11 protein-coding genes and 1 pseudogene are annotated in these 11725 nt (G+C 44.2%); 6 read left to right on the top strand and 6 right to left on the bottom strand.

Features of this window, described 5'->3' with window-relative positions; genetic code table 11:
• Both F6K37_RS20495 and F6K37_RS20490 read left to right on the top strand, forming a co-directional pair.
• Positions 1–905 (top strand): annotated as a pseudogene (locus F6K37_RS20495) (NACHT domain-containing protein); the annotation flags it as partial.
• Positions 906–941: 36 nt separating this feature from the next.
• Positions 942–1112, top strand: coding sequence for a hypothetical protein (locus F6K37_RS20490; RefSeq protein ID WP_287251769.1), 171 nt, complete (start codon positions 942–944; stop codon positions 1110–1112).
• 60 nt (positions 1113–1172) lie between these two features.
• On the opposite strand, the gene F6K37_RS20485 is transcribed toward F6K37_RS20490, so the two are convergent.
• The 3 genes from F6K37_RS20485 to F6K37_RS20475 all read right to left on the bottom strand — a co-directional run bounded on the left by F6K37_RS20485 (position 1173) and on the right by F6K37_RS20475 (position 4947).
• Positions 1173–1364, bottom strand: coding sequence for a hypothetical protein (locus F6K37_RS20485; RefSeq protein WP_287251768.1), 192 nt, complete (start codon positions 1362–1364; stop codon positions 1173–1175).
• Between the two features lie 1041 nt (positions 1365–2405).
• Positions 2406–3803 (bottom strand): ABC transporter ATP-binding protein, encoded by a 1398-nt coding sequence (locus F6K37_RS20480; RefSeq protein WP_044493623.1) that lies wholly within the window; start codon positions 3801–3803, stop codon positions 2406–2408.
• Positions 3804–3837: 34 nt separating this feature from the next.
• On the bottom strand, positions 3838–4947 hold the full coding sequence (locus F6K37_RS20475; protein ID WP_287251766.1) for a DMT family transporter: 1110 nt from the start codon (positions 4945–4947) through the stop codon (positions 3838–3840).
• Between the two features lie 94 nt (positions 4948–5041).
• On the opposite strand from F6K37_RS20475, the gene cobO reads away from it, so the two are divergent.
• Complete coding sequence (cobO, locus tag F6K37_RS20470) at positions 5042–5743, top strand: cob(I)yrinic acid a,c-diamide adenosyltransferase (protein ID WP_008186006.1); 702 nt, start codon at positions 5042–5044, stop codon at positions 5741–5743.
• 162 nt (positions 5744–5905) lie between these two features.
• Here cobO and F6K37_RS20465 read toward each other — a convergent pair whose 3' ends face one another.
• Positions 5906–6130 (bottom strand): ferredoxin family protein, encoded by a 225-nt coding sequence (locus F6K37_RS20465; protein ID WP_071986901.1) that lies wholly within the window; start codon positions 6128–6130, stop codon positions 5906–5908.
• A 971-nt stretch (positions 6131–7101) separates the two neighbouring features.
• Here F6K37_RS20465 and F6K37_RS20460 point away from each other — a divergent pair.
• On the top strand, positions 7102–8103 hold the full coding sequence (locus F6K37_RS20460) for an RNA polymerase sigma factor, RpoD/SigA family (protein ID WP_008186003.1): 1002 nt from the start codon (positions 7102–7104) through the stop codon (positions 8101–8103).
• Between the two features lie 710 nt (positions 8104–8813).
• Positions 8814–9326 carry a hypothetical protein gene (locus F6K37_RS20455; RefSeq protein ID WP_287251765.1) on the top strand — a complete coding sequence of 171 codons (513 nt, stop codon included), beginning with the start codon at positions 8814–8816 and terminating at the stop codon, positions 9324–9326.
• A 168-nt stretch (positions 9327–9494) separates the two neighbouring features.
• Here the strand turns inward: F6K37_RS20455 and F6K37_RS20450 are convergent, their stop codons facing one another.
• Positions 9495–10310 (bottom strand): lysophospholipid acyltransferase family protein, encoded by an 816-nt coding sequence (locus F6K37_RS20450; RefSeq protein ID WP_008186000.1) that lies wholly within the window; start codon positions 10308–10310, stop codon positions 9495–9497.
• Between the two features lie 162 nt (positions 10311–10472).
• Positions 10473–10688: a hypothetical protein gene (locus tag F6K37_RS20445; protein ID WP_044493701.1), complete on the bottom strand. Its 216-nt coding sequence runs from the start codon at positions 10686–10688 to the stop codon at positions 10473–10475.
• Between the two features lie 597 nt (positions 10689–11285).
• Here F6K37_RS20445 and F6K37_RS20440 point away from each other — a divergent pair.
• Positions 11286–11465 (top strand): hypothetical protein, encoded by a 180-nt coding sequence (locus tag F6K37_RS20440; protein WP_154659836.1) that lies wholly within the window; start codon positions 11286–11288, stop codon positions 11463–11465.
• Positions 11466–11725 lie beyond the last annotated feature (260 nt).

The raw sequence follows: 11725 nt of genomic DNA, 5'->3' as shown, positions 1-11725 counted from the left end.
TTGACCGTAAACTAAAGGAATACCATAACCGTCGAGGTTATTCAGAAGAGGAAACAAGGCGCTGGTTAGGCTGGCTTGCTAAACGATTGAAGGAGGGACAACAAACCGAGTTTTTGATTGAAAAAATGCAGCCTAATATGTTGAATAATTCCAGAGACAAGGAATTGTATAAAATAAGTTTATTTATGATTTTATGTCTGATTTTATGTCTGATTTTTAGGCTGTTTTTAGGGCTGTTTTTAGCAATTACTTTCAGTTCGATTTTTGATAAAAGAATAAAGCCTTATGAAACTATTAAATTTTCATGGCAAGAAATAAAAAACATAATAATTCAAATGCTAATTTGCGCGCCAATTTTAGCGCTAATTCTAGGGCCGATTTCAGTAGGGCCGATTTCAGGGCTGTTTGTAGGGTCGAGTTTAGGGCTAATTTTCCGGCTAATTTTATGGCTGATGTTAGGGCTGATTGGAGGGCTGATGTGTGAGCTGATGTTCGTGCTGATTAAAGGGCTGACTGAAGAAGAAATAAAAACCAGAAATAAACCCAATCAGGGGATTAAAGAATCCGCTAAAAATATCGTTATTGTTAGTTTAATTAGTTGGCCTGTAATTTTCTTGTCGGTTGTATTACTTCCTCTAGTTTCGGCAGAGAATGTTGAACCAGTCAGTTTATTAATTGGGTTAATTGGTGCTTTTATGATAGCAATGTTATTGGGCTTTTCATTTGCTGGCAGACCAGTCATTCAGCACTTCGTCCTCCGCCTCATTCTCTGGCGCAGTGGTTCAATCCCCTGGAATTACGCCCATTTCCTGAGCTATGCCACAGAACGCCGCTTGATCAAGCAAGTCGGTGGACGCTATCGATTCATCCACGATTTGCTGCGGGAGCACTTTGCGAGCACCTAGTGTGGGGGTGAATAATGGAATGATTTTCAAAGTTTTGTGGAACGGGCATCTTGCGTAGAACGGGCATCTTGCGTAGAACGGGCATCTTGCGTAGAACGGGCATCTTGCGTAGAACTGGCATCTTGCGTAGAACTGGCATCTTGCCAGTTTCAATATATTTTCGAGCGGGCATCCTGCCCACTCTACTCCTATTCATTCCTTAATTGAGCAACGGCTATTTTCGAGCGGGCATCCTGCCCACTCTACTCCTATTGATTCCTTAACTCCCTATTCTTCTTGATCCATCGGCAGACTGATATCCAAAAAAATAAGGAACTTAGCATCAGGCATGAGCCGCTTCAGAGCCTGCACATAGCTTTTGGCATCACAAAGTTTGTCAAACCGAGCGAAAACCAATGGTGGCATGGGTGGCAATAGCCTCACCAGTACCCATGGGTATAGGCTTAGACCATAGTACATAATGAATGTATCTCCTTTAAGTGGGAGCCAGAGCCAGCCTTGGCCTGAGGAATATCCGTAGGCTGGCTCTTACCGTTTATTTTAAAGTGGACAATTTTATTGTAGCACAAAAATTATTATATTATAGCATATTTTGAAAAGTTTTGTAAAAAAATTTTGAGGGAATCGGGAGTCGTCAGAACAGGAGGGAATTCCACGCAAAAGTCCCCCTTAAAAAAGGAGAGAATTCCACGCAAAACTCCCCCTGACTAAGGAGGAAATTCGACGCAAAACTCCCCCTGAACAAAGGAGGAAATTCGACGCAAAACTCCCCCTGACTAAGGAGATAATTCCACGCAAAAGTCCCCCTTACTAAGGGGGATTTAGGGGGATCCGAATCAGGGATTAACGTTATAATCCTTTGAGTTCTCCACGGGTTGAAACCGCGTGGATTCTAAGTTGATGTCGTTACGCGGGTTAAAACCGCGCTCCACGACGCTTACAATACTGACTAAAGATTGAGTCTAGTCTGTACCGTTGTGGCAGACTCAAAACTGCCCTACCTCCCTCGGATTAACCAAAAAAGTTAACCTGTGGATTTACTTCTAATTTAATTAGCTTTCGGAGTGGTTGTACCAAACAAATCAGGGCAATAAATTACTCATTTTTGCTGCATTGCTTGCCTGTTCCATAGTCGTAGGATTTACCCCGTCTCTTACTGGCTGGTATTCCACCGTACTAGCAAAAAATCAACGTAACCAACCTTGTTCTTACTTACGATTCTAGTTTAACACGAAAGCCCTTGATAAATCCCGGTACGCTGGCCTTTGGCCACGCTACGCTAACGCCGCCCACGTATGGGAATTAAGTGGCTAACTCTCGCTTGATGTTTTTCTGTTTGTATCAATTCCTCTGGTTTCGAGAGTAGAAGTTTGCGAAAACTGAGGGAAAGTCTAGCAGTCAGCCCTTTGGGTGGTGCGTTACGGGACGGATTGTCCTAACACTGGCTACCGAGAAAATCAGGGATCGCTCGTCCCTAACGCACCCTACGGAACTTACCACTTAGCTAATAGAGGACTTAGTAATCGCCATCCCATCATGGGGGTTAAATAAATGAATCTTCTCTGGGTCTATGGACAGCCAAATTTCGTCACCTATTCTGACAATTTTATCTGGTGGCACTCTGACCTGAAGAGGGCTAGAGTCTTCAGGGATACTCACGGATAGATAAGTCTCGTTACCTAAGGCTTCCACTAGATCAACGGTCACCATCAAGTTTTTGGGAGCAGGAGCACTGATACTCATATGTTCAGGACGAACTCCTAAGGTTAAGGATTGACCATCATACTGGTGCAGTATCGGTTCCCAAACTTCTGGAAGAGTCAGGCGGAAATCAGAATTACACACTACCCGAGGGGCTTTCACCTGAACCGGGATAAAATTCATCGGTGGTGAACCAATGAATTCCGCCACAAACCGGTTAGCAGGTTGATTATATATTTCTAGAGGGGCAGCAATCTGTTGGATGCGACCGTCTTTCATCACCGCGATCCGATCCCCCATAGTCATGGCTTCGGTTTGGTCGTGGGTGACGTAGATCGTAGTTGTACCTAACTGCCGCTGTAGTTTTACAATTTGGCTGCGAGTCTCTGCCCGGAGTTTAGCATCCAAATTAGATAGGGGTTCATCCATTAAAAACACCTGGGGATTACGGGAAATTGCCCGTCCCAGAGCAATCCGTTGTTTTTGTCCCCCAGACAGCTGCTTTGGCAATCGATTCAGCAAGTGTTCTACTTGTAGCAACTTAGCTACTTTGCGAACCTGCTGATCAATCTTTTTCTCTCGTTCGGAGAGGTATCGCAGTTCCCGAGGAAGCGATCGCGTCATTGTGGTTAAGACATTTTCCAGATTCGAGCGAACTTCCCCATTCAACATGCCTGTAGCCACAAGCCCTTGCTTGATTTGCGGTGGCATATTCTTTCCCCAATGCACACTATTAGAGTTCCCATTAGAGTCTTCTGCCGTGTTGAATTGCCCATAGCCAGTTCGTCTGAGTCCAAACGCAATGTTTTCATAGACACTCAGATGGGGATAGAGGGCATAATTTTGAAACACCATGGCGATGTCTCGTTCTTTGGGTGGTAAGTCATTAACTTGTCTGTTCCCCACCCAGATTTTGCCCGCAGTCAATTCCTCTAGTCCAGCAATAATCCGCAATAGAGTACTTTTGCCACAGCCTGAAGGACCAACCAGCACCATAAACTCGCCATCGTTGACTTCCAGATTTATGCGCCGCAAGATATTAAGGGTTTTAGGTGTCTGTCCAGACTTTTCTGCTTCAAGGCTTGGTGACTCTTCGTTGTTTGTCACCTTAGGTTCCGTTGTTACTGGTGCAACAACAGTATCCCCTTTCCGGGCGGGAACACTTTTATAAACGTTTTCCAGAATAACCTGTGCCACGTTGGTCAATATCCAATTACGCTTAATTTTTTCTTTACTGTGATCGTTTCCAACTCTGATGCCGCAATTTTTCCATACTTAGGGTTACCACCCCTAACGTTACCAGAAACAATCCGATAATTTCCTGTAACCGTAAACCTTGTTGAATAATCCCCACGGCTAAGACGGTAGTTAACACTGGTGCTGTTGACCCGATAATCGAAGCTGGACGCCCACCAATGAGCCTGATGGCAAGGTTTTGCACCAGATAGCTCACTAACGTTATCACCCCCAACCCCAGACAGCTTAGGTATACAGCCATTCTGTGGGTGGGTTCAACAAAAAAACGCCAGGATTGATCTAGGGGAAATGATAAGCTCAGGCTAGAAAATACCAAAATTAATGTAAAATTAATAAAGCTATAAGGAATAGGGTTGAGCTTTCTAGCACTGACTTGGGTCAAGATAATGTAAACAGCGAAGGTCAAACCCGCACCAGCTGCAGCTAGAACTCCCAATTCAGAAGAGGGCTGCTTAGCTGCAAGACTAGGTAGGGAAATAAGCAACGCTCCACCCACAACACCAACCATGACTAGACCACGAACTAGATGTGGGCTAAATAGATCCCAGGGAAATAGATGTGTACGATTACCAAACAGCAATCCTGTCAAGATTACCGTCACAATCGGATATATAAAAAAAATCGTGATTGCTACCCCTGGTTGAATAAGACCTAATGATAGGTATAATAGCACTTGGGATAAAAATAAAAAGAAGCTACTCGCCACGATCTGGCTAAATAAAGGCAAGTCTCCCGAGTGAGCACAACGCCTAATATCTCGCCATACCGATGGGTAGAGTAACCTAGCCACAAATGCCATTAGCGGTACTACCACCAGCATCTTTAGCCACAGAATCAGCAGGGAGTTGCCAAAACCAGGAGCCATCAGGCCTCCCACTTGAACATTCTGTAGACCAAAGAGCCAAGATTGATTAAAGATTACATTTATAATTATATTCTGAAACGACAAAATTAGGCAAGAGAGTAAGGCCAAAAGCACCCCAATGGAGATTTTATTTGGGATTTTCACACGACTTTTATGCGATCGCGTCAGCTGGTGTGGGATAGCTTGATCAGCAGCACTCCTCTGTTTTGGGGATACCATAAGTTTCTTGGTGTTGGCAGGGATACTTTAGAAGCATTACAGTCTTTGATGCTGTATGCTAAAGAGTCGCTCAAAATGAATTGATCATAAACACATGAATACCACAATCAAGTCTGCCAGTGATTCCAACCAAGGTCTAGAATCGGTAAACACCGCTGATTCCTCTGGCACTGGGCTAACGCGGACGCAATATCAGCAAAAAATGCAGCGACGCAAGGAGATACAGGAACAACGCCTAGCTAAAGCCTCCAAACAAAAAGGGCTGATTGTGGTTAATACCGGCAATGGCAAAGGTAAGACCACCGCTGGCTTAGGCATGGTCTTGCGTACCCTTGGTCATGGCTACCGAGTTGTGATTGTACAATTTATTAAGGGTGCTTGGGAACCCGCCGAAAAAGCTGCCTTAGAGCACTGGACAGTAGCCACGGATAACAATCCCCCTCAATTAGAGTTCCATGCCATGGGCGAAGGCTTTACCTGGGAGACTCAAGATCGAGAGCGAGACATCGAAAAAGCCCAATCCGCCTGGGATGCCGCCTTAGGGTTTATCCGTAACCCTGACATTAAGCTAGTGCTATTGGATGAGATTAACATAGCCTTGAAACTCAACTATCTAAGCATTGAGCAGGTTTTGGCTGGACTAGACGAAAAACCGGCTGATTCCCATGTCATCTTAACCGGTAGGGGAGCACCAGCCGCCCTAATTGAACGAGCTGACTTAGTCACAGAGATGACCTTAGTCAAGCATCCTTTAAAAGAACAGGGGATTAAGGCGCAACCTGGTATCGAGTTTTAATAGTGAGTTTTACTATTAAGTTTTTATTAAGTTTTAATTCTGTTAACCAGGGGAGTAGGGGAGAAATTTTTGAACTATTTCTCAACACTCCACAATCCCCAAGTTTTCTGCTTAATGCTTTGCGATAGTTGTCACACCAATAGCGTGGGTGGTCACAAAAAATTATGGCGTTTTCTGCAAATCAGGTCGCTCTTCTGGTATAATAGCTTTCTCCACTGGACAGACTTCGACACAAATGCCACAGTCAATGCAGCTAGAAAAGTCAATCCAGTACCAGTCACTCCCGAGGGCATTTTTCCCTGGTCCTGGATGAATGCACGCCACTGGGCAACATTCAACGCAATCAGCAATTCCTTGGCAAGTATCGGTAACAATCGTGTGTGGCACAGTGTTTTCTTTAAGCGCTAGTTGGTCGGATGTGGATCTTTCTTAATTCTATAGTTAGCTAAGTTCCCCCTAGCCAACTCCAACCAATTACTTCCAATTATTGAATTACCAGTGGCAGTTCATGCTGCGTGTCTAGACATCACGACCCCTATCAGTTCGGTTATCTCACTTTGGAGTATCTATCTATTTCCTGATTATTGGGTGATTATTTTAATGGAGGATGTACCTGAGGCTTAATCTCCTAAGCCCCACCAAGGTCCTGTCGTCCCACCAATGTAATCTACTGACTCTGTCCCTATGATATTGCTATTTTTTCGTCAAAGCAAACAATTGTTGAACCTTTTCACCTTTACCGGGGTCTAAATATGTAATACAATGGAGCTATGTTGAAATCATAATGACTTCGAATTAATCTGATTTAACCATTACTAAAGGGGATTAACCTAAAGACCTCAAACCACCTGCGGGAGGCTGGTTGCTGCCAGGTTAGTAGGAAACTACTACAGGAGTAAGGCTCGATCAGCCAAACCTCCGGACGCTGTGTAAGACCAATCTGTAAATACCTTATATATTATATATAAGTATATATCAAGTATAGATACTTATATAGCTACAGGGGGGCAGCGGCAGATGAAACTGGAATCCATCAACCCCACATCTTCGATTGGGTGGCGGGTACAACACCCACGCTTCAAGAGTAATGAGCTTTAGAGCCTGGTCAACTTGTAGGAGTACCTAAGCTGGGGAAAGCCCCAGACAAAACCTAGAAAAACTTGACTTAGTATAGAGCGTCAATGTTACCCTTAAATCTCTTTCTAACGAAGGAGGTAGGTGGTTAATACCTCTTGTAATAAATGTAAGGCAATCCATGGCGCAATAATCTCAAGGGAAAGAGATTGTAGTTACTTGATGGAGTAAACATCCGCAACAGAATCTACTATACTGCTTGTTTTTGGAGTCACCACTCACCCATGCCCACTTCTAAAACCAAAACCAAAACTACCAAGCCGACCAAGCCGACCAAGCCTACCTTCTCAGCAGATATGGTTCGTACCTATCTTCATGAGATCGGTCGCGTACCTCTGCTGACCCATGAGCAAGAAATTGTTTATGGTAAGCAAGTGCAGCAAATGATGGCACTCTTAGGGGAAAAAGCCACCTTGGCACAGGAGCTAGAGCGCGAACCGACAACTGAAGAGTGGGCTTCGTACGTTAATAAGAGCGAAGCAGAACTGAAAAAAGCCATAGACCAAGGTACTCGTGCCAAGCGCAAGATGATTGAAGCGAATCTGCGCCTAGTAGTAGCGATCGCTAAGAAATATCAAAAGCGCAACATGGAATTCTTGGACTTGATCCAGGAAGGTACCTTGGGCTTAGAGCGAGGGGTTGAGAAATTTGACCCAACCAGGGGCTACAAGTTTTCCACCTACGCCTATTGGTGGATTCGGCAAGCGATTACCCGTGCGATCGCTCAGCAAGCTCGTGCAATTCGGCTGCCTATCCACATTACCGAAAAGCTCAACAAAATTAAGAAAGTACAACGGGAACTATCCCAGACCCTAGGTCGCAATGCTACTCCCACCGAGATTGCTAAAGAGTTGGATTTAGAACCAGCTCAGATTAGGGAATATTTGAGCATTGCTCGTCAGCCCATCTCTCTTGACGTTCGGGTCGGAGATAACCAAGACACAGAGCTGTCTGAGCTGCTAGAAGATGATGGTCTAACACCGGTTAACTACACCACTCAGGAGTCCTTGCGGCAAGACCTAAATCTGCTGTTAGCAGAACTTACCCCCCAACAGCGGGAAGTGCTAGCGCTACGCTTTGGGTTAGAGGATGGCAAAGAGCTGTCTCTGGCTAAAGTTGGTAAGCGACTTAACCTCAGTCGTGAACGGGTACGCCAGTTAGAACATCAAGCCTTAGCACAGCTACGGCGTCGCCATGCTAATTTCCGGGAGTACATCGCTAGCTAGCTAATGGTTGACTGTCTTCCAAGCATGAGTGGTAGCCAGAAACGGTTACCACTTATTTTTTTGTAAAGAAATGTAAAAAACACCGAAATCTCTGTTCTGACCTTTGGAGTATTTCTATAGTCAGAGCAAAATTGACATCACTGTATAAGTTCACCGATAAGTTCACAAAATTTTCACATCAAAACGGGAGAGTGAGGAGGTAAAAAAACCTGGGAGAGCCATTTAAGAAGCAATTTCTAAGTTAACCTGGACGAAAAATTATTCCAAGGGTTGAATAAAAGATGAGTCTGGACTCACCTATTTCAGCAAAAGGTCACCCAGCTATTGCTTGAGCAAGGGTCAACCAATAGCTGGGTGAAAGCTGATAGTCAAGCTTCAGCAAAATTTCAGGCTATGACCAGCGCCAACTGTGACAGTTGATAAACCGATCAACAAAGGAACAAACCAAAGCATAGTTTAGGCTTAAATAGGTTTATAACCTTAAGAGTCAACATAACTCTGGTTTAGGAAAAATTAACTTTTTCTGATTGATTATGGCTTCATCAATTGATGGTCTAAACTCTCAGAATTTTTGCTTAGGGTGTCTTACAGTTTTTTTTTCAAAGGGGGTAAGTATGATGCTTAACCAATTAACTGGATCGTTCTTGTCAGCACGTCAACTGCTAAATCTTAGAAAACTACCCCTGACAAGGCTATTGCTAACGATAGGATTGGTAACTACCTCATCAACTATAGCAACAGCAGCACCTCAACGGCCAGATCAAGCCATTGATACTACAGGTAGAGCGTACACTCAAGCAACGAATCCAAATGCATCAATGCCTGATGATGGCATCTACCTCTATGGTGAATCCTCACAACCAGGACAGATTGGTCAAGAATATCTAGTATTTGAAGCGAATCAGGGCAAGGTGCTTGGTGCGGTATATATGCCTCAGTCAGAGTATAGCTGTTTTTACGGCACCCTAGATTCAAAACAAATGAATTTGACGGTTATTGATCCCTACAACCAAACCGCTTTGTCCCATACCATTTCCCGTGAACAGCGCTCACCCATTGCTATAGTTGGTGAACGGCTAAGCCTTGACCATCGCTATAGCGCTATTACTTATCCTTACCACGTTGGACTAGAAGGATATCAAGCAATTAGTTCTATTAGTGATAGTGACCAGGAAATTTTGAGGGTTTGCCGGGATAACTACCAAGCAAGAGTCACCGAGTGATTAATGCTCCCTAGGACTAATACTAGTTGCTAGGTAATTCAAGGAAAGAATTGACCATTAACAACGTTGGATTAGGTATAAGGCTTCCTGTAGGGAGCATTAAATCAAAAATCCAATCTCTAAAATTTAAATGCTATGCTCATTAAACCCTAAAATTGGAACAGTTACTCATAATCCAGCAACCAAACGATTTAGCTCCGATTGCATTTGATTAGAAACTTGCTGGTAACAAGCATTAACATAATCTTGATCGCGAGCAGCAACACGACCATAACGCTCAAAAACAATCGGAGGGCAAACACGAGTTGTAATAGGTATGGGCAAGGGTATATTGGGTAGAGGACCAATCCCCAATCCCCAAGGCAAACCGAGATAAATTGGGAAAACTTGTGGGTCAAGACCAAATAACCAGGGCATCCCCAACTCGTTTAGTTGTCGTGCCTGTTCATAGCAGTCACCTAAGACAATCAGGGTATCATGGGCACCGTTGGATATAATCGGAACAATGGGAACCTTTTCTCGTAGTGCCAGTTTAATAAAGCCCTTACGTCCAGCCAATTGAATTTGATGACGCTGGCTATGGGGACGGAACACATCTTGGGCACCCCCTGGATAGACTAAGACACTAGCTCCCTTACGAAAAGCAGCGATCGCCATTTGGGGATGAGCCATGATTGCCCCCATCTTTGCCGCTAGCTGCGCCAGGGCTGGATAAATGTGCCAGGCATTGGAATGCATCAGACCATAAACTGGACGCTGGGTGCCAAAGCGGCGAAACCAGTCATACATCATCATCACCATATCAGGGGAAGCTAATCCACCATTGTGGGAACCAACCAACAGCACCTTACTGTCCGGAATGTGCTGCCAGCCATCAGTTTTCACCCGAAAGTAGTAGCGATAAAACCATTCCCACTGGGGCAGATAGGATTTAATTACTTCTGGATCTCGCTCTTCTAAAGACCAACCAAACCGATGCGTCAAGGCTATACTATTGAGTTAACTACAGTTAAATCCTATTCCAAAAAAACCTGAGCTAGAGGTTAAGTTGATCACTAAAAGCTCCTACAAGGGATCCGACTGTATTCGTAAGCATATGCGCGTAGCGCTAATCGCTGTTCGCTGATAGCTTACCTGTATTGTTTATTATACTGTTAATTTAGCGCTTAGTGTATTAATTTCCTCTTGCTCCGGGTCTCGGTCAAAAATGAGTATATATTTCATGTCAGGCATCAGTCGGCGCAGAACTTGTAGATGAGCCTCAGCGTCAGTTCGGCGACGAAAGCGAGCGACAATAATTCGCTGCATTTTAGGAAGTGGCTTGATAATACACCATGGGCTTAGTCGATCGCGGTAGGTCATAACACCCTGCTCCATCATGTTTGATTGATTATTTTGATAAAATTGATAAATAGATGAAATCTCTTTGACTAAACCTACAGTTATAAAACTACAGTTATAGCCGTTAGAACCTTAAGCAGTTGAACACTTCAAGACAGTGCTTTTAGCGCCTCTACTTTCTAGGGTGATCTGACCACGGTTAGATCACCTAAATAGTCTGCTTGCAGTTGATATGCTTGTATAGATGTCCAACCCTCCGAGGTGCAACTATTGGCCTTATAGCTCTCTAAACCTTGTCAAACATTATCCACTGTTTTATAATCAAATAAGTTAGTAACTTGTTTAACTTCGGAACACTACCGCCCAACGAAGAACTAAAAGCTAAAACAGCTGGTCGTAAGTTAAGCGACGTAAAATAATGGACTGAGTGAAGTTACAGTGCGGTTTGAGAGTAGGCAGCAGAGCCTCCATTAAGAAAATTAGCGCAATGCTTTTGGCATTGCTTTGTCGGCAACAACCATTAGTTTTAACTAATGCTATACCATCGTCCTATCTGCTTGTGAGTAGGTTTGTACAGGTTAAATGTTGCACCCTATCTATAAAAGCAGCTACAGTAGAATGCTGTGTTGCCAAATTGCCGATTTTAATAAAAAAACTTTTGTTATAGCAGTCGCCAGCGATGCAGCGCGGTCTTGGGGAGCCAGTGCGGTCTTGGGGGTTCCCCCCATGAGCAACTGGCGTGGTTTCCCCCACTCGCGCTTTGCATGGCTGACAGGGCAGTTAGGACATCGACATTAGTCTCACACCCTTTGTAAGCGCAAGAGTTTGACTTCTGACAAATGACTTCGTTAGAGTCGATGCCTGGTATTACCCAGGGCACCTCTCCTTCAAATCTGGGCGTGCGACTTTCACCGCACCCAGCTCCTAGATATCCTGACCTTTCGGTCTGCTTCCGTGGATTAGTTGATGGCAGCTGTGATGAACTGCTAGCAAATTCTTTGGTTTCCAGTTATCGTGGTTTCCATCAATATGATGTAAGTGTACGACTTCTTCCCCTA

It is taken from the genome of Moorena sp. SIO4E2 (assembly GCF_010671945.1).
GTDB classification, from domain to species: domain Bacteria; phylum Cyanobacteriota; class Cyanobacteriia; order Cyanobacteriales; family Coleofasciculaceae; genus Moorena; species Moorena producens.
Note: the sequence above shows the minus strand (reverse complement) of the source record. Positions and strands in the feature narration are given on the sequence as shown.